This is a genomic window from Lysobacter concretionis Ko07 = DSM 16239 (genome assembly GCF_000768345.1).
Lineage (GTDB): Bacteria > Pseudomonadota > Gammaproteobacteria > Xanthomonadales > Xanthomonadaceae > Novilysobacter > Novilysobacter concretionis.
Map to the genome: position 1 here is coordinate 256128 of NZ_AVPS01000003.1, position 18258 is coordinate 274385.

At 65.2% G+C, this 18258-nt stretch carries 15 protein-coding genes and 9 tRNA genes; 5 read left to right on the forward strand and 19 right to left on the reverse strand.

What is annotated here, in order from left to right; genetic code table 11:
- Nucleotides 1-53: 53 nt before the first annotated feature.
- Entirely contained in the window at nucleotides 54-758 is a 705-nt protein-coding gene (locus tag N792_RS03615) for a PP2C family protein-serine/threonine phosphatase (protein WP_036192690.1), read from the forward strand.
- A gap of 54 nt (nucleotides 759-812) precedes the next feature.
- Here the strand turns inward: N792_RS03615 and dnaQ are convergent, their stop codons facing one another.
- The 3 genes from dnaQ to N792_RS03630 are packed head-to-tail and all read right to left on the reverse strand — an operon-like array spanning nucleotide 813 to nucleotide 2743.
- On the reverse strand, nucleotides 813-1523 hold the full coding sequence (dnaQ, locus tag N792_RS03620) for a DNA polymerase III subunit epsilon (protein ID WP_036192957.1): 711 nt from the start codon (nucleotides 1521-1523) through the stop codon (nucleotides 813-815).
- 7 nt (nucleotides 1524-1530) lie between these two features.
- Complete coding sequence (gene rnhA, locus N792_RS03625; RefSeq protein WP_036192691.1) at nucleotides 1531-2019, reverse strand: ribonuclease HI; 489 nt, start codon at nucleotides 2017-2019, stop codon at nucleotides 1531-1533.
- Between the two features lie 7 nt (nucleotides 2020-2026).
- Entirely contained in the window at nucleotides 2027-2743 is a 717-nt protein-coding gene (locus tag N792_RS03630) for a class I SAM-dependent methyltransferase (protein WP_052103403.1), read from the reverse strand.
- Between the two features lie 131 nt (nucleotides 2744-2874).
- Here N792_RS03630 and gloB point away from each other — a divergent pair, with 131 nt between their 5' ends.
- The 3 genes from gloB (at nucleotide 2875) to N792_RS03645 (ending at nucleotide 5519) form a co-directional block, all read left to right on the forward strand.
- A complete protein-coding gene (gloB, locus tag N792_RS03635) occupies nucleotides 2875-3651 on the forward strand; it encodes a hydroxyacylglutathione hydrolase (protein WP_036192692.1) in 777 nt (258 codons plus the stop codon).
- Nucleotides 3648-4652: a lytic transglycosylase domain-containing protein gene (locus N792_RS03640; RefSeq protein WP_084105358.1), complete on the forward strand. Its 1005-nt coding sequence runs from the start codon at nucleotides 3648-3650 to the stop codon at nucleotides 4650-4652. Before gloB ends, N792_RS03640 begins: the two co-directional genes overlap by 4 nt.
- Before the next feature lie 72 nt (nucleotides 4653-4724).
- A complete protein-coding gene (locus N792_RS03645) occupies nucleotides 4725-5519 on the forward strand; it encodes an enoyl-ACP reductase FabI (protein ID WP_036192693.1) in 795 nt (264 codons plus the stop codon).
- A 111-nt stretch (nucleotides 5520-5630) separates the two neighbouring features.
- On the opposite strand, the gene N792_RS03650 is transcribed toward N792_RS03645, so the two are convergent.
- The 15 genes from N792_RS03650 to N792_RS03720 all read right to left on the reverse strand — a co-directional run bounded on the left by N792_RS03650 (nucleotide 5631) and on the right by N792_RS03720 (nucleotide 15894).
- On the reverse strand, nucleotides 5631-7616 hold the full coding sequence (locus N792_RS03650) for a SurA N-terminal domain-containing protein (protein ID WP_036192694.1): 1986 nt from the start codon (nucleotides 7614-7616) through the stop codon (nucleotides 5631-5633).
- Nucleotides 7617-7811: 195 nt separating this feature from the next.
- A tRNA-Asp gene (locus N792_RS03655) sits at nucleotides 7812-7888 on the reverse strand.
- 106 nt (nucleotides 7889-7994) lie between these two features.
- Nucleotides 7995-8071: transfer RNA gene (locus N792_RS03660), tRNA-Asp, on the reverse strand.
- A 106-nt stretch (nucleotides 8072-8177) separates the two neighbouring features.
- Nucleotides 8178-8254 (reverse strand) — tRNA-Asp (locus tag N792_RS03665).
- A 27-nt stretch (nucleotides 8255-8281) separates the two neighbouring features.
- Nucleotides 8282-8356 (reverse strand) — tRNA-Val (locus N792_RS03670).
- Nucleotides 8357-8403: 47 nt separating this feature from the next.
- On the reverse strand, nucleotides 8404-8676 hold the full coding sequence (locus tag N792_RS03675) for an HU family DNA-binding protein (protein WP_036192695.1): 273 nt from the start codon (nucleotides 8674-8676) through the stop codon (nucleotides 8404-8406).
- A gap of 224 nt (nucleotides 8677-8900) precedes the next feature.
- Nucleotides 8901-11357, reverse strand: a complete 2457-nt coding sequence (lon, locus tag N792_RS03680; protein ID WP_036192696.1) for an endopeptidase La — start codon at nucleotides 11355-11357, stop codon at nucleotides 8901-8903.
- Between the two features lie 217 nt (nucleotides 11358-11574).
- A complete protein-coding gene (clpX, locus tag N792_RS03685) occupies nucleotides 11575-12867 on the reverse strand; it encodes an ATP-dependent Clp protease ATP-binding subunit ClpX (RefSeq protein WP_036192697.1) in 1293 nt (430 codons plus the stop codon).
- Between the two features lie 187 nt (nucleotides 12868-13054).
- The gene (clpP, locus tag N792_RS03690) at nucleotides 13055-13681 is read right to left on the reverse strand and encodes an ATP-dependent Clp endopeptidase proteolytic subunit ClpP (RefSeq protein ID WP_036192698.1); all 627 of its coding nucleotides are present in this window, start codon (nucleotides 13679-13681) and stop codon (nucleotides 13055-13057) included.
- A gap of 132 nt (nucleotides 13682-13813) precedes the next feature.
- Complete coding sequence (tig, locus tag N792_RS03695; RefSeq protein WP_036192699.1) at nucleotides 13814-15112, reverse strand: trigger factor; 1299 nt, start codon at nucleotides 15110-15112, stop codon at nucleotides 13814-13816.
- A 165-nt stretch (nucleotides 15113-15277) separates the two neighbouring features.
- Nucleotides 15278-15362: transfer RNA gene (locus tag N792_RS03700), tRNA-Leu, on the reverse strand.
- 109 nt (nucleotides 15363-15471) lie between these two features.
- Nucleotides 15472-15547, reverse strand: a tRNA-Lys gene (locus N792_RS03705).
- 39 nt (nucleotides 15548-15586) lie between these two features.
- Nucleotides 15587-15663, reverse strand: a tRNA-His gene (locus tag N792_RS03710).
- A 45-nt stretch (nucleotides 15664-15708) separates the two neighbouring features.
- Nucleotides 15709-15785 (reverse strand) — tRNA-Arg (locus N792_RS03715).
- 32 nt (nucleotides 15786-15817) lie between these two features.
- Nucleotides 15818-15894 (reverse strand) — tRNA-Pro (locus N792_RS03720).
- A gap of 141 nt (nucleotides 15895-16035) precedes the next feature.
- On the opposite strand from N792_RS03720, the gene N792_RS03725 reads away from it, so the two are divergent.
- Nucleotides 16036-16791, forward strand: coding sequence for a Bax inhibitor-1/YccA family protein (locus N792_RS03725; RefSeq protein WP_191150504.1), 756 nt, complete (start codon nucleotides 16036-16038; stop codon nucleotides 16789-16791).
- 47 nt (nucleotides 16792-16838) lie between these two features.
- Here the strand turns inward: N792_RS03725 and N792_RS03730 are convergent, their stop codons facing one another.
- On the reverse strand, nucleotides 16839-18224 hold the full coding sequence (locus N792_RS03730) for a Na+/H+ antiporter NhaC family protein (RefSeq protein WP_052103406.1): 1386 nt from the start codon (nucleotides 18222-18224) through the stop codon (nucleotides 16839-16841).
- Nucleotides 18225-18258 lie beyond the last annotated feature (34 nt).

Genomic DNA, 18258 nt, shown 5'->3' on the forward strand with positions numbered 1-18258 from the left:
TGAAGGTTATCCCGATAATCTGAACGCCTGGTCCTGACTTGCATGATCAACCCATGATCGAATTCGGACACCTGACGCACGTCGGCCTACGTCGCGAGCTCAATGAAGACAGCTATTACGGCGACAGCGAACTGGGCCTGTGGCTGGTCGCCGACGGCATGGGAGGACACGAATACGGTGAGGTCGCCAGCGCGCTGGCAAGGGAAACCATCGTGCGCGAGATCCGCGACGGCACCCCGCTCACCCAGGCCATCCGGATTGCCGACGAGGAGATCATCCGTACATCGCGGCAGCGGCGTGATGCGTTGCCAATGGGCACGACGGTGGTCGCCACCAGGATCACCGGCAACCGGTTTGAAGTCGCCTGGGTCGGCGACAGCCGGGTCTACCTGTGGCGCAACGGCCAACTGGTCCAGCTGTCAAAGGACCACAGCTATGTCCAGGAGCTGATCGCCAGCGGCACGATCACCCAGGAGCAGGCGCGCAGCCATCCGCATCGCAACGTGGTCACCCAGGCGTTGGGCGTGACCGATCCGCGCAACCTGAATGTCGCCACCCTGTCCGGCGAGGTGTTTCCCGGCATGCAGTTGCTGTTGTGCAGCGACGGCCTGACCGAGGAAGTCGACGACAGCGAGATCGCGCGGGTGCTCGGCCAGCAGGATTGCAGCGCCCAGGAGTGCGTGGACACGCTGGTGGCCGCGGCGCTCGACGGCGGCGGCTCGGACAACATCACCGCCGTACTCATCCGCAGTCACTAGCCGCGACTCCGTTCCGGAGGGACACGCACCGCGTATGGCCCGAATCGCAACGGGTCATTCGTCCGTCACGTCATCCCACACTGCCTGGCCGGCCCGCTTGCGCAAGGTCGCCAGCCGCGCCTCGTGCGCAGCGAACTCGTCGGGCGCCACCTCCACCCGTGGCCGTGGACGGTGGGCATCGAGCTGGAACACAATAGCACCGGCGTCTGCCGGTCCCGGCTCGGCGGCATCGAAACCGATCTCTTCCTGCCCGGATGTCAATCCGATGTAGACCTCGGCCAGCAACTGGGCGTCCAACAGCGCGCCATGCAACTGGCGGTGCGCATTGTCCACCCCCAGCCGCCGGCACAGGGCATCCAGCGAATTGCGCTGGCCGGGGTAGCGACGACGGGCGAGCAACAGCGAGTCCTCGATCGTGCAGCGGTCCGCGAGGCTGCCGTGGTGCGCGCCCGCGAGGCGCAACTCGTTGTCCAGGAAGCCCACGTCGAACGCGGCGTTGTGGATCACCAGCTCGGCGCCGTCGATGAAGGCCAGGAACTCGTCGACCACCTCGGCAAACACCGGCTTGTCGGCGAGGAACTCGAGCGTCAGGCCGGTCACTTCCTGCGCGCCCGGCTCGAACACGCAGTCCGGCTTGAGATAGCGGTGGAAGGTACGGCCGGTCGGCCGCCGTTCGACGAACTCGACGCAGCCGATCTCGACCACGCGGTTGCCGCGCTCCCAGCTCAGGCCGGTGGTTTCGGTATCGAGGATGACCTGGCGCACGGACACCTCAGCCCACCTGACCGCGCGAGCGTTGCTTGAAACGGGTCGCCTCGTCACGCGCCAGGTCGTCCACACGCTCGTTGTCGGGATCGCCCGAATGCCCCTTGACCCAACGCCAGTCGATCTGGTGGCTTTGCACGGCCAGGTTCAGCCGCTCCCAGAGATCGCGGTTCTTCACCGGGGCGCCGGCGGCGGTCTTCCAGCCACGACGCATCCAGTTGGCCATCCACTGGGTGATGCCCTGGCGGACGTACTGGGAGTCGGTATGCAGCGTCACCACGCAGCTCTCGCTGAGGGCTTCCAGCGCGCAGATCGCCGCCATCAGCTCCATGCGGTTGTTGGTGGTGTCGGCCTCGCCGCCCACCAGTTCGCGCTCGCGCCCCTTGCAGCGCAGCAGTGCGGCCCAGCCGCCCGGCCCGGGATTGCCGAGGCAGGCGCCATCGGTGTGGATGTCAACGATCTTCTTTGCGTCGGTGCCGCGAATGCTTTCAGTCATCGCGGCATTATCGCCGAGTGCGCTGCTGAAGGTCGCCTCCGCAGGCGCGCCGGACCTCGTCCACCGGCCAGCGCCCGGCTTGCCAACGCAACTGGCGCAAGGGTGTAGGCGGGACCATCGCCGGCGCACGCTTGCTGACCGTGATCGCGATACTGGCGCGAAAGCGATCCATCACGGCGACGCCGGCCTCGCCCGGACTGGCGTGCCAATGCGGGCCCAGCCACTGCAGGCGGATCGAGCTGCCGGCAAACCCGGCGCGGCGCAGCATGCGCTGCCAGCGACCGGGACCGCGCGCATGCAGGCCACGACCGGCCCAGCGCGCGCGGTAGGGGCTCCATGGATTCAACGTCGCCAGCCACAACGTGCCGCCCGGCGTGAGCACGCGGGCGCATTCCTCGAGCAGCGCGGTCTGGTCACGGCCTTCGTCCAGTACGTGCTGGAGCAAAACCGCACCGAAGGTTTCACTCGCCAGCGGCAGCGGCAACCGGCAGCGCACCGAGCCGGCCAGTTCACGTCCCTCGTACCGCAACAACACACTGCGGCGACCTCCCGGAGGTGGCAACGCGGGCGACACGCCCAACCATGCCCAGGGCAGCGCGGGGCAGCCTGACAGCACCCGGGCAACCGCGGCGGCCTCGGTCGCGAGCACGCCTTGCCCTGCCGGACTGGCGAACCAGGCCAGGCCGGAGGCATCGGGTTGACGGTCGTGCGCAAACGCGGGCATGGTCGCGAATTCTCGCCTTGGTGCTGCAGGCTCCCGATTTTGCGGCAAATCCAGCGGCAAGTCCCTGCGACAAGTCCGTCGACGGGCACCACCCTGCCGACATCCATCACCGATCTCGAGGAGCATGCATCGTGCAGCTGCAAGCCCTGTCTGCGTTCGCCGACAACTACATCTGGTTGTTGCCCAATGACGAAAACACCGCTGTGGTGGTGGACCCGGGCGAAGCCGGCCCGGTCTTCGCCGCCGCCGATGCCGGTCTGTGGATCGGCGCAGTGTTGCTGACCCATCACCACCATGACCACATCGGCGGCGTGCCGGCACTGCTGGAGCGCTGGCCAGGCCTGCCGGTATTTGCACCCGACGACCCGCGCATTGCCGTGCCTGCGACGCCAGTGGGAGATGGCGACCGGCTCCGGGCCACGGGTTTCGAGTTCGAAGTGATCGCCGTTCCAGGCCATACCAGCAGCCACGTGGCCTATTACGGAGCCGGGATCGGCGACGGCGTGCTGTTCAGCGGGGATACCTTGTTCAGCCTGGGTTGCGGACGACTTTTCGAAGGTAGCCCGTTGCAGATGCACCAATCGTTGTCGCGCCTGGCCCGTTTGCCGGGTTCCACCAGCCTGTATTGCGGCCACGAATACACCCTGTCCAACGCCGCCTTCGCGCGCGTGGTCGAGCCCGAAAATGCGCCGCTGTTGCGCCGCACCCAGGAAGCCCAAGACATGCGTGATGCCTCCCGACCCACCCTGCCCAGCACGCTGGCCAGCGAACTGGCAAGCAACCCGTTCCTGCGTTGCGACCAGCCGGCCGTGATCGCCGCCGTACAACGCCGCCTCGGTCGCGTCCCGACGGATGCGGTCGAGGTCTTCGCCGAATTGCGGCACTGGAAAGACGGATTCAGCGGATGAAGCGCCTCACGTTTAAACCGCGCCCCGCAAAGGCAGCCCTCGCCCAGGCGGTCGGGATACTGCTCGCAGTGGCGCTGGTCGCTCCCGCCGCCGCCGCAACGCCCGCCACCAGAACCTCCGACGCCGCCCCGCCGGCCATCGTCACCACCACCTCACCTGCTTCGGCACCCGCCGCGGGCACAGCCCCCTCCCGCAGCGGACTGGAAATCTACCAGCAGTTCCAGCAAGGCCTGGCCGACCCGAGCTGCGGCACGGAGGTAAGCGCGCGCTGGAGCAAGCATTACGCCGCCGCGCCCAAGCGGCTCGCATCGCAGAATGAAGACACGCTGCTGTTGTTCGGTTACGTACTGGACGCCGTGCGCGAAGCCCATCTGCCCAGCGAGTACGCGCTGATCCCGTTCGTGGAAAGCGGCTATCGACCGGAAGCACGCAGCCCGGCGGGCCCTGTCGGCATGTGGCAGATGATCGAACGTACCGCGCGCAACCACAAAGTCCCGATCCGCAAGGGGTACGACGGGCGCCTCTCGCCGGTCGACTCTACCCGCGCCGCGGTGCGTTACCTGAAGACCCTGCACGGGATGTTCGCCGGCGACTGGCGTCTGGCCGCGATGGCCTACAACGCCGGCGAATACCGGATCCTTTCCGCGCTGAAAAGCGGCGGCCAGGTCGCCCGGAACGCCAAGCCCGAAGCCCTTCCCAACGTGCCGGCCACCACCCACGCCTACGTGCGCAAGCTACACGCGCTGGCTTGCGTGCTGGGTGAGGCGGAGGATCGCGAGTCATGGGTCAAGGCCATGGACCGACCCGCTCCGCGCCTGCAGGCGGTGACGATCGGCGATGGCATCAATCGGCTGGCCGACTGGGCTGACCGCAACGGCCAGGATGCAGCCCGTCTTGGCCGTCTCAACCCGGGCTTCAGTGGCGGTCGGATCGCCAGCAGCGATGACGCGCCGGTGCACCTGCTGGCCCCGCCATCGATGACAATCAGCGGCGTCAATTAGTTCGCGCGCGCCCGCTACAATGAGTGATTGCCCGACCGTGCCGGTCGTGGCCCTGATCACTTAGGAGCAACCATGGGTTTCCTGCAAGGCAAGCGTGCGCTGATCACGGGCATCGCCAGCGAGCGTTCGATCGCCAGCGGCATCGCCGAGGCGATGCACCGCGAGGGTGCGGAGCTGGCTTTCACCTACCTCAATGACAAACTGCGGCCGCGCGTGGAAAAAGCCGCGGCAGCCCTGGGCAGCGACATCGTGCTGCCGCTGGATGTCTCCAGCGACGAGCAGATCACGGCCTGCTTCGACCAGCTCGGCCAACGCTGGGACGGTTTCGACATCCTCGTCCACGCGATCGCCTATGCGCCGCGTGAGGCGATCGAGGGCGAGTTCCTCGACGGCCTGACCCGCGAGAACTGGGCCATCGCCCACGACATCTCGGCCTATTCCCTGGCCGCCATCGCCAAGGCGGCCAGGCCGCTGATGGCGGGGCGCAACGGTTCGATCCTGACCCTGAGCTACCTGGGCGCGGTGCGTGCGCTGCAGAACTACAACGTGATGGGAGTCGCCAAGGCCAGCCTGGAGGCGACGGTCCGCTACCTCGCACTGAACCTCGGCCCCGAAGGCACGCGCGTCAACGCGATTTCCGCCGGCCCGATCAAGACCCTGTCCGCCGCGGGCATCTCCAACTTCCGCAAGATGCTGGGCCAGTTCGAGCAGAATGCGCCGTTGCGGCGCACGGTCACGATCGAGGATGTCGGCAACACCGCCGCGTTCCTGTGTTCGGACCTGGCACTGGGCATCACCGGCGACGTGGTGTACGTCGATTCGGGCTACAACATCCTGGGCATGACCGGCATCGGCGACAAGGACTGACACGGGCACTGACGCAGACAGTCCCTGACCCACGAAAAAGCCCGGCTTCGCGCCGGGCTTTTTCATTTCCGCCGGCACCGGATCCGCACGGATCCGATACCAACGATCGAGTTACAGGTTCTGCTCGATGACCTTGATCTTCATGGTCTTGCGCAGCGTGGCCAGCAACGCCTGCACATCATCGATCCCGGCCGCCTGGGCCAATTGCTGCTGCAGCATCTGGCGCTGTTCGGGCGGGAAGCGGTCGATGTCGCCCGGCACCACCTTGTCGACGGTGAACAGCACGATCCGGCCATCGTCCAGCACGCGGTCACCCGCGACCGGCTTGCCGTCAGCCGACATGTGCGCGGCGAAGATCGCGTCCGATACGCCCGGCGCGATCAACGGCGCGCCGCGCGGCACGCCCGGCAACGTCTCCGGCGCCGGCAGCGATTCCTTCTCCGCCAATGCGGCCAGGGTTTCACCGCCCTTCACGCGCGCCAGCAACACCGCCGCGCGCTCGCTGGCGGCCTTCTGCAGGCGTTGGGCACGGATCGCGGCAACCACCTGATCGCTGACCTGACTCAACGGCTGCGCCTGTTCCGGCGTGTGGTCGACCACCCGGATCCAGACGTTGTGACCTGGCGAGATCTCGATCGGGTCGCTGACTGTCGCGTCCTGGATCAGCACCTCGGAAAACGCCGCACGCTTCAGCGCGGGGCTGGCGGCGATGCCTTCATTCGATTGCGCGTTGAACGGACCGAGCTTCTGCACGGTCAGGTTCGCCGCGGCCGCCGCCGGTGCCAGCGAGCCGGGGTTCTGCAGCACCGCATCGACCACGCGGCTGGACAGGTCGTTGAACACCCGCTCGCGATCAGCCTCGGCCTGCTCCCGCACCAACGCATCGCGGACCTGCTCGAACGATTCCTGCTCGCCGGCCTTGATCTCGCGCAACTTGAGCACGTGCCAGCCAAACTCGGTTTTCACCGGATCGCTGACCTGGCCCGGCTGCATGGCGAACAGCACGCTTTCCAGCGGCGCAGGCATCGTGTCCTTGCCGACCCAACCCAGATCGCCACCAGCGGCCTTCGAGCCGGTGTCATCGCTTTCGGCCTCTGCCAGGGCCGCGAAATCCGCCCCTTCGGCACGCGCCTTGACGGCCAGCCCACGCGCCTTCGCTTCGGCCGCTTCGCGGGTCGCTGCGTCCGCGTTTTCGTCCACTTCCACCAGGATGTGCGATGCCAGACGCTGCTCCTGATCGGCGAATTTCTCGCGCTCCTGGTCGTAACGCTGACGCAGGGTTTCCTCGTCCGCCGGCGGCGGGGCCGGCATGGTGTTCGCATCCAGCGAGATGTACTCGATGCTGACGCTCTCGGGGGCGCGGTAGTCGTCCAGATGGGCGTCATACCAGGCCTGGATATCAGCCTGGGCAACCGGCGCGCCTGTCCCGGCGTCCGCCAGGGACGGCAGGATCATCAAGGTGACATCACGCTGCTCGCCCATCAGCTTGATCAATCGGTCCATTTCCGGCGCGGTGATGAAGTTGCTGCTGGCGATCGCATTCATCACCAACCCTTGCTCCAGACTCTCGCGCACCGCTCGGTCGAACTGGGACGGCGTCTGCGGAGGCACCTGGGATGCCAGTGCCAGCTGATAGCGCTGGGGATCGAACCGGCCATCGACATGGAACGCCGGGATCCGCTGGATCTCATCGCGCACCATGGCATCGCTGACCGCCACGCCCGCCGCTTCGGCGGCCATCGACTGCACCCGCTGGTCGATCAGCCCCTCAAGCACCGCGCGCTTGTTGGCGACATCCTCGAATGCGCGCGCGTCGAACGCATCGCCCTGCTCGGCGCGCTGCTGCTGGCGCACCTGCTCGAAGCGGTTGCGGAACTCCTCGGTGCCGATTTCCTCATGCCGCCAGAACACGGACGCCGGCCAGAACGAGGGTGCGGAAGACCACCAGGTCGGCGGCGCCTTGATGGTCGCAACGGTGCTGCTGCTGCCCTGGACCATGTACTGCTCGAGTCCGAACAACGCAAAGGGAACGATCAGAATGCCGAGGATCGTCATGGCGATCCAGCCGGTGGTCTTGTCTCGGAGTTTCTGCAGCATGATCCAGTCGTGTCAGGTCGGAAGCCGGACAGTTTACCGTGGATGGGCCTCAGGGGTTCGGCACGTCCAGGGGCATGCGCGCCCCACACCCGGCGACAGGTGGGAACTGCATCCGGCAGCCGGATCAATGCGGTGGCGAAGCGCGCAGGCCATCAACAAAAAAGGGCACCGTTTCCGGTGCCCTTCGGGTGCAACTGGCGGAGTGGACGGGACTCGAACCCGCGACCTCCGGCGTGACAGGCCAGCATTCTAACCAACTGAACTACCACTCCGCGTCTTGAACATCTTTCCAGCGGGACGGATGGCTCCGGTGCATCCGGGAAGCAACCGCCTCACTCAAAGCAAACCCCTCGATCACTCGGGGGGCTTGGGTGCAACTGGCGGAGTGGACGGGACTCGAACCCGCGACCTCCGGCGTGACAGGCCAGCATTCTAACCAACTGAACTACCACTCCGCGTCTTGAACATCTTTCCAGCGGGACGGATGGCTCCGGTGCATCCGGGAAGCAACCGCCTCACTCAAAGCAAACCCCTCGATCACTCGGGGGGCTTGGGTGCAACTGGCGGAGTGGACGGGACTCGAACCCGCGACCTCCGGCGTGACAGGCCAGCATTCTAACCAACTGAACTACCACTCCGCACTTGAACGCTTTCTACCCGGTGCTTGGTGGGTGCTGAGGGTTTCGAACCCCCGACCCTCTCCGTGTAAAGGAGACGCTCTACCACTGAGCTAAGCACCCTGTACTACAGACCCGATGCCAACAGCAGGCACCGGCGGGCCAGCCACTTAGTTTACAGCGTCCTTCAGGGCTTTGCCAGCCTTGAACGCCGGATTTTTCGATGCCTTGATCTTGATGGCCTCGCCGGTCTTCGGATTGCGGCCCTGACGGGCAGCACGCTTGCGAACCTCGAAGGTGCCGAAGCCGACCAGCGTGATCGTTTCGCCCTTCTTCAACGTCTTGGTGATGACGCTGATCACGGCATCCACGGCACTGGCGGCATCGGTCTTGGACAGCTCTGCAGCCTCGGCGACAGCAGCAACAAAATCACCCTTGTTCATTCGTTTGGACTCCCTGAGCGGATTTGACCGCGATGTTCTTGAAATCGGAATGTCACCGCCAGCAGCGGCCCTCCGATCGACCTTGCCGCATCGCAGTCCCCGGCGGGGTTTGTGCGACACGGTTGCCCGTCGTTATACCAGCGGGATTTTGGACGCGCAAGGCGGAAACCCAGCAATGACGCGGGTTTCAGCCGATTCTGCGAATTTCGCGTCAACAGGCGCAATCAATGCTTGACCCCGGCACGCGTCACACGCTCGCTCTTGCGCGGCGCGGGCAAGCCCTCCTGTCCGGCCGGCGGCAGCGGCGTCAGCGGCGTCAGCGGGCGCTCCAGCGCGACATCCAGCACCTCGTCGATCCAGCGGGCGGTCACGATCTTGAGACCTTCGCTGATGCTCTTGGGCAGATCGACGAGATCCTTCTTGTTTTCCTCCGGAATGATCACGGTGGTGATCCCGCCGCGCAGTGCCGCGAGCAGCTTTTCCTTGAGTCCACCGATCGGAAGCACCCGGCCGCGCAGGGTGATCTCGCCGGTCATCGCCACTTCCGCCCTGACCGGATTCCTGGTCAACGTGGACACCAGCGCAGTGGCCATCGCGATGCCCGCGCTCGGGCCATCCTTCGGCGTCGCGCCTTCGGGGACATGCACGTGGACATCGTGCTTCTGCAGGAAATCCAGGTCGATGCCGAGGCGCTCGGTCCGCGCACGCACAACCGACAAGGCTGCCGATGCCGATTCCTTCATCACATCGCCGAGCTGGCCGGTCAGCAGCAACTGGCCCTTGCCGGGCACCAGCGTGGTTTCGACCTGCAGCAACTCGCCACCGACCTCGGTCCACGCCAGCCCGGTGACCAGGCCGATTTCGTTCTGCTCCTCGGCACGTCCGAAGTCGAACCGGCGCACGCCGAGATACTTGTCCAGGTTCTTGGCGGTGACGGTCAGGATCGACTTGCGGGCCTTCGCCGGCTTCGGGCCTGCCAGGGCAATCTCCTTGACCACCTTGCGGCAGATCTTGGCGATCTCGCGCTCCAGATTTCGCACGCCGGCTTCGCGTGTGTAGTAGCGCACGATGTCGTGCACCGCCGACTCGGCGACCTTCAGCTCCTCGGGCTTCAGGCCGTTGGCCTTGATCTGCTTGGGCAGCAGGTAACGCATCGCGATGTTGACCTTCTCCTCCTCGGTGTAGCCGGGGATCCGGATCACTTCCATGCGGTCCAGCAGCGGACCGGGAATGTTCAGCGAGTTGGAGGTGGCGACGAACATCACCTCGCTCAGGTCCAGGTCGACCTCCAGGTAATGGTCGTTGAATGCGTGGTTCTGCTCGGGGTCGAGCACTTCCAGCAAGGCCGATGACGGGTCGCCGCGGAAGTCCATCGACATCTTGTCGATCTCGTCGAGCATGAACAGCGGATTGCGGGTGCCGACCTTGGTCAGGTTCTGCACCACCCGGCCCGGCATCGAACCGACATAGGTGCGCCGGTGGCCGCGGATTTCCGCCTCGTCGCGCACGCCGCCGAGCGACATGCGCACGAACTTGCGGTTGGTCGCCTTGGCGATCGACTGCCCGAGCGAGGTCTTGCCCACGCCGGGCGGCCCGACCAGGCACAGGATCGCGCCCTTCATCTGCTTCACCCGGGTCTGCACGGCCAGGTATTCGAGGATGCGCTCCTTGACCTTTTCCAGGCCGAAGTGATCCGCATCCAGCACTTCCTGGGCCGCCTTCAGGTCCTTGCGCACCTTGCTGCGCTTCTTCCACGGCACCCCGAGCAGCCACTCCAGGTAATTGCGAACCACCGCTGCCTCGGCCGACATGGGCGACATCTGCTTGAGCTTGTTGAGCTCGCTCTTGGCCTTGGCCTCCACCGGCTTGGGCATGCCCGCCTCGGCGATCTTGCGCGTGAGGTCCTCGATATCGTTGGGCGCATCGTCGATCTCACCCAATTCCTTCTGGATCGCCTTCATCTGCTCGTTGAGGTAGTACTCGCGCTGGCTCTTCTCCATCTGGCCCTTGACCCGGCCACGGATGCGCTTCTCCAGCTGCTGGACATCGATCTCGCCGTCCACCAGGCCCACCAGCTGTTCCAGCCGCGCACCGATGCCGTGGGTTTCCAGCAGCTTCTGTTTGTCGCTGATGCGCACGCCCAGGTGGGCGGCGACGGTATCGGCCAGGCGCCCGGGTTCATCGATCCCCGCCAGGGTCTGCATCAACTCCGGCGGCAGCTTGCGGTTGGTCTTGATGTACTGCTCGAACAGGGTCATCAGCGACCGCATGATCGCCTCGATCTCGCGCTCTTCGCGATCGACCACCGGCGCGATTTCGCGGGCCTGCCCGCTCAGCGCTCCGTCGGTCTCCACCACGTGGTCGACCTGCACCCGTGAGACGCCCTCCACCAGCACCTTGATGGTGCCGTCGGGCAATTTCAGCAGCTGCAGCACATGCGCCAAAGTGCCGATCTCGAACAGGTCCGCAGCGCCCGGGTCGTCGGTCTCGGCCGCCTTCTGCGCGACCAGCAGGATCTGCTTGTCGGCTTCCATCGCGATTTCGAGGGCACGGATCGATTTGTCGCGGCCGACAAACAGCGGAATCACCATATGCGGGAACACGACGACGTCGCGCAATGGCAGCACCGGCAGATTGAGCAGCTCGTCCTGGGCGGACTCGCGTTCAGTGGATTCGGTCATGGAAAACTCCGGTCGTTCATGCAGCCGGGACTCGATGCCCGACCACGAAAGATGAGGATGCGCCGACATCGCCGGCCATGCACCCGGTTATGGGGGTCGACCGGGAAGGTTGCAAGCAAAAGCCGTTGCGGCCGCGGGATCCGTGCGGATTTCCCAACAAAATCAGCCGCTTGCGGAAACAAGCGGCTGACAGGCAAAACCGGGGGCAACGGCCGGCTCAGTCGCCGGAGGCGGCCTTCTGCGGTGCCGCCGATGGGGTCTCGTAGACCAGGTACGGTTCGGCCTTGTGCTCGATGACCGACTCGTCGACCACGACCTTGCTGACGTTCTCCAGCGATGGCAGCTCGTACATCGTGTCCAGCAGGACCGACTCGACGATCGTTCGCAGGCCGCGCGCGCCGGTCTTGCGCTTGAGCGCCTTGCGCGCGATCGCGACCAGCGCGTCGGGGCGGAACTCCAGCTCCACCTCTTCCATCTCGAACAGCTTCTTGAACTGCTTGGTGATCGCGTTCCTGGGCTCGGTGAGGATGGTGACCAGCGCCTCCTCATCCAGCTCCTCCAGCGTCGCCACCACCGGCAGGCGGCCGACGAACTCGGGAATCAGTCCGAACTTGACCAGGTCCTCCGGCTCCACCTCCGCCAGCACCTTGCCGATCTCGATCTTGCGCTCGCTGCTCTTCACCTTCGCGCCGAAACCGATGCCGCCGGCTTCGGTGCTGCGCCGCTGGATGATCTTGTCCAGTCCGGCAAACGCACCGCCCACGATGAACAGGATGTTGCGGGTATCGACCTGCAGGAACTCCTGCTGCGGATGCTTGCGCCCGCCCTGTGGCGGCACGCTGGCGACGGTGCCTTCGATGAGCTTCAACAGCGCCTGCTGCACGCCCTCGCCCGACACGTCGCGGGTGATCGACGGGTTGTCAGACTTGCGCGAGATCTTGTCGATCTCGTCGATGTAGACAATGCCCTGCTGCGCCTTGTCGACGTCGTAGTCGCACTTCTGCAGCAGCTTCTGGATGATGTTCTCGACGTCCTCGCCGACATAGCCGGCCTCGGTCAGGGTCGTCGCGTCGGCCATCGTGAACGGCACGTTGAGCATCCGCGCCAGCGTTTCGGCCAGCAACGTCTTGCCCGAACCGGTCGGTCCGACCAGCAGGATGTTGGACTTCGCCAGTTCGACGTCGTCGTTCTTCTGCCGGCTCTCGATGCGCTTGTAGTGGTTGTAGACCGCCACGGCGAGCGTGCGCTTGGCCCGCGCCTGGCCAATCACGTACTGGTCGAGGATCTCGAGGATTTCCTTCGGCTTGGGCAGGTGGCTGCGTGCCGACTGGGCCTTTTCCTCAAGCTCTTCGCGGATGATGTCGTTGCACAGCTCGACGCATTCATCGCAGATGAATACGCTGGGGCCCGCAATCAGCTTGCGCACCTCGTGCTGGCTCTTGCCGCAGAACGAGCAATAGAGAATCTTGTTGCTGTCGCCGGTACCACGGCCTTGTCTGTCATCGGTCATGCGCTTGCCTGAATGATCATGTGCAGAACGCTCATCGGCGACTGCCGCCAGACGAACGTGTTCATGCGTGTTTCGGGCCTGAGAATAGCACAGCGCCCCAACCCGCCCGAATGACGGAGGGGCGCCGATAATTTTCTTTGTAATCAACAGGTTGGACGTGCGTCCACTGTTCCGTCCGCACGAAAAATCAGCTTGCCTGAATGGACTCTTCCGGACGGCGCTCCAGCACTTCATCAATCAAGCCGTAGTCGCGCGCGGCCTCGGCGCCCTTGAAGTTGTCACGCTCGGTATCGCGCGCGATCGTTTCCAGCGGCTGCCCGGTGTGCTTGGACAGCACCTCGTTGAGCTTCTGCTTCAGCGCCAGGATCTCGCGTGCGTGGATCTCGATATCCGTGGCCTGGCCCTGGAAGCCGCCCAGCGGCTGGTGGATCATCACCCGCGAATTGGGCAGCGCGTAACGCTTGCCCTTCGCGCCCGATGCCAGCAACAACGCCCCCATCGAGGCCGCCTGGCCGACGCAGATCGTGCTCACGTCGGGACGGATGTACTGCATGGTGTCGTAGATCGCCATGCCGGCGGTGACCACGCCACCGGGCGAGTTGATGTACAGGCTGATGTCCTTCTCGGGGTTTTCCGCCTCGAGGAACAGCATCTGGGCAACGATGACGTTGGCGACGTGGTCGTCGATCGGACCGACCAGGAAGATCACCCGCTCCTTCAGCAGACGCGAATAGATGTCGTACGCGCGCTCGCCACGGCTGGTCTGTTCGACCACCATCGGCACGAGGTTGAGGGCTTTGGTTTGGTTTTCCATCAAGACGGCACCTTGGCTGACGTTATATGGGCGGACCCGATCAACGTGGGGTCGAGCGGACCATAGCGCAAGAGGCGCCCGGCGCCCGCCCTGAAGGCAGGCACCGTTGGGATTGCGGTTCAGGCAACCGGTTTACTGGCGGATCGCCTCGGCGAAAGCGAGCGGCTGCTCGGTGTGCTGGGCGCGCTCGGCAATCCAGTCGATCACCTGCTCCTCCATCACCCGCCCCTGCAGGTTGGTCATCAGCTGGCGGTCATTGCGGTACAGCTCGATGACCTGCTGCGGCTCCTCGTAGGTGGAGGCGATCAGGTTGAGCGTCTCGTTGACGCGCTTGGGATCGAGCTTGAGCGCGTTGGCGCGCGCGACCTCGCCGACCAGCAGGCCGACCAGCACGCGCTTGCGCGCCGGCTCGAGGAACTGCAGGTGTGCATCGGCCGGGAGCTCGACGTTGCGGCCCTGGCGGCGCGCCTGCTCGGCCGCCTGGTTGGCCATGTCGCGGGCTTCGTTCTCGACCAGCTTCGGCGGCATTTCCAGCTCCGAGTAGGCAGCGATCAGCTGCTCGCCGACCTCACGACGCAGGCGGCTCATCAGCGCGCCCTTGAGCTCGCGCTCCAGGTTGCTGCGGATATCGGCACGGAACTGCTCCGCATCGCCGCTCTTGATGCCGAAGCTCTTGATGAACGCTTCATCCACGTCCGGCAGGACCGGCTCGGACACCTTGCCGACCGTCAGGCTGACCAGGACCTTCTTGCCGGCGAACTGCGGCACGCGCCACTCGGAGGGGAATTCGATCTCGGTGTCTTTGGACTCGCCCGCCTTCATGCCGACCAGCGCCGACTCGATCGCCGGCAACATCGCACCGGAGCCGATGACGGTGGTGCCACGCTCGGCACCCTCGGCTGGCAGACGCTCTCCATCAACGGTGGAGAACGTCTCCAGCTCGACCGCGTCGCCTTCCTGCGCGGCCCGCTCGACCACGTTCCACGTGCGGCGCTGCAGGCGCAGGTTCTCGACCATCGTGTCGATGTCCTCATCCTTCACCTCGGAGGTGTGGCGCACGACATTGAGCTTGCTTACGTCGATCTCGCCGAAGTCCGGCACCACCTCGAAGGTCGCCACGTAGGCGAGCTCGGCAGCCGCATCACCCGCAGGTTCGATGAACGGGTTGCCCGCGATCTGCAGAGACTGCTCGCGCACCGCGCTGCCGAAGGTTTCGCGGACGAGGTTGTCGAGGACTTCAGCGCGGACCTGAGGACCGAAGCGCTGTTCGATGACCTTGGCCGGAATCTTTCCGGGACGGAACCCCTTGATCTTGGCCCCGCGCGAAATCTCGCGCAGGCGGCCACCCACCTCGCTCTCGAACCGGTCGGCCGGGAGGTTGAAGGTCATGCGGCGTTCAAGGGCACCGAGCGATTCGACCGAAACTTGCATATCCACTCCTGCAACCGTGGCGGATGCCGACGGCACGATAGTTGTTGGGTCTGGCTGGCCGCGGAAAGCCGGAACTCTGCCGGCGGCCGAACGCGCTAGTTTGGCGGATTCCGGCCGTCGCTTCCAGTGGTTTGCCACCCGCGACGACGTTCCGGCCTGCCTGGATGGTGCGAAAGGGGGGACTCGAACCCCCACGCCTTGCGGCACTGGTACCTAAAACCAGGGCGTCTACCAATTCCGCCACTTTCGCCTGTTGCCTGCCGCGACGGCCGGGACCACCGCGGCCGAACCGGCGATGACAACCCTATGCCGCTGACGGGCAAAAAAAAACACCTGGCGCGAACCAGGTGCTTCAATTTTGGTGGGCCGTGAAGGATTCGAACCTTCGACCTATTGATTAAGAGTCAACTGCTCTACCAACTGAGCTAACGGCCCGCAACTCGCAAAATTGTACAGCAACAACCAAAAAAACGATGGGGTGGAAGACGGGATTCGAACCCGCGACCCTCGGAATCACAATCCGATGCTCTAACCAACTGAGCTACATCCACCACAGGAAAACGACTGCAGACAACGTGACGCAATTATTGCACGGTTGGCGCGCCCGGCAGGACTCGAACCTGCAACCATCGGCTTAGAAGGCAGATGCTCTATCCGGTTGAGCTACGGGCGCCTGCGTGAATCCTACCGACGCCGTTGAACAAGTGGTCGGGGCAGAGGGATTCGAACCCCCGACCCTCTGGTCCCAAACCAGATGCGCTACCAGACTGCGCTATGCCCCGATCCGGGCTTTCGTAGCACGCCGATGCCGCGAAAGGCCGGCCATTCTGTGCCCAGTCCGGCCCGGTGTCAATGCCCGGATACCCGTGATGGCGCCCGATGTATGCTTGCGCAATCGCACTATGACCGCCCAGGGGGCATGCATGATCCGCAGCAGCAATCCGGCGTTGAAGGGCGCCAGCTTCCTCGACCTGCACAGTGGGACGATCGTCCGCGGCCGCAGCGACGTGATGAGCCTGAACGGCACGGTCAACAAGACCGGCATGCTGTTGTTGCTGTGCGTGCTGACCGCCTCGTTTGCGTGGAGCCAGGTGAGCACGCCAGCCGGAATCGTGGGTGCCCAGCCCTACATGTGGGGTGGCCTGATCGGCGGGCTGGTGCTGGCGATGGTCACGATCTTCAAGAAGGAATGGGCACCGGTCACTGCGCCTCTGTATGCGCTGGTGGAAGGCTTCTTCCTCGGCGCGATCTCGGCGATGTTCAACCACATGTACGAAGGCATCGTGATGCAGGCGGTACTGCTCACCTTCGGCACCCTGTTTGCGCTGTTGTTCGCCTACCGCTCCGGGCTGGTCAAGGCGACCGAGAACTTCAAACTCGGCGTGGTCGCCGCCACCGGCGGCGTGTTCCTGGTCTACATGGCAAGCATGGTGCTCGGCTTTTTCGGCATCAACATCCCGATGATCCACGAGTCCGGGCTGCTCGGTATCGGCTTCAGCCTGGTGGTGGTCGTGATCGCGGCGTTGAACCTGGTGCTGGACTTCGACTTCATCGAAACCGGTGTCGAGCAGGGGGCACCGAAGTACATGGAGTGGTACGGCGCGTTCGGCCTGATGGTCACGCTGGTGTGGCTGTACATCGAGTTCCTGCGGTTGCTGTCCAAGCTGCAGTCGCGCTGACGACCGCCGTCGCGACACAGAAAAAGGGCGCTCAAGGCGCCCTTTTTTCATTCCGGTTCCCGGGCCTTGGCAGAACCCGCCGCAAGCGCGCCCTCCCTGCCTGCCGGCAGCTCAACCCGCGAGGGCCACAGCATGAAGCCGATCGCCACCACGGCCAGCAACCAGCAGTACCAGACCTTGCCGGCGATCAGCAGCGGCGACAGGCCGGCGAGCGACCCGGCCAGCAGGATCTGCGCGCCATACGGCAGGACGCCCTGCGCGACACATGAATAGATGTCCAGGATGCTGGCCGCGCGGCGCGGCGGCACGCCGTGCCGCTGGGCGATGTCTTTCGCCAGGCTGCCACCGACCAGGATCGCCACGGTGTTGTTGGCGGTCAGTACATCCCCGCCGACCGCCAGCGCGGCGATGCTGAGCTCGCCGGCACGGCGCCCCTGGCTGCCGCGGGCGAACCGGGCGATCGTCGCGGCCAGCCAGGCCAGGCCACCGCTGGCCTTGATCAGTGCGGCCAGGCCGCCGATCAGGATCGACAGCAGCGTGATTTCGACCATTCCCTCGAAGCCGGTGTAGATGTCGCTGGCGTAACTGACCACGTCGTAACCGTCGGCCATGAAAAAGCCGAACACGCCTGCCAGCAACAGCCCGATGGCCAGCACCAGCACGACGTCGAGCCCGAGCAGCGCCAGCGCCAGCACCGCCAGGTACGGCAGCACGAGCCACGCCGAAGCGGCCTGGTGGGTCGTCGCCACCGGCGCGGCGTCGCCGAGGAACGCGAGCAGCACGATCGTGGCCACCGCCGCCGGCAGCGCGATCCTGAAGTTCTCGCGGAACTTGTCGCGCATCGCACAACCCTGGCTGCGGGTAGCGGCGATGGTGGTATCGGAGATGATCGACAGGTTGTCGCCGAACATGGCGCCGCCGACCACAGCGCCCAGCACCAACGCCTTGTCCATCCCGGCCGCGTCCGCCAGGCCCGTCGCGATGGGAACCACCGCGGCGATCGTGCCCATCGAGGTGCCGATCGACAACGACACGAAGCTGGCGACGACGAACAGCCCCGGCAGGATCAGCTGCGGCGGCAGGGTTCCCAGACCCAGCGCGACGACCGCATCCACCGCACCGATCGCCTTGGACACGGTGGCGAACGCACCGGCCATCAGGAAAACCAGCACCATCAGCATCACGTTGCTGTGTCCCATGCCGGCCAACAGGGTGTCCACCGGTTTGATGTTGCGGCGCCAGGCGATCCAGGCGCCCAGCGCCAGCGCCGGCAGGATCGCGACCGGGGCCCGCAGCTGGTAGAAACCCATCGCTTCGCCCTGCGCCGTGAAATACAGCCCGGCACCGAAGAACAGCGCCAGGAACAGCAGCAGCGGCAGCAGCGCTACGGCACTGGGACGCACCGAAAGATCCGGGCGGGAAAAATCATTCATCGCTTTATTCGGATACAAGGAGCAAGCCGCGCAG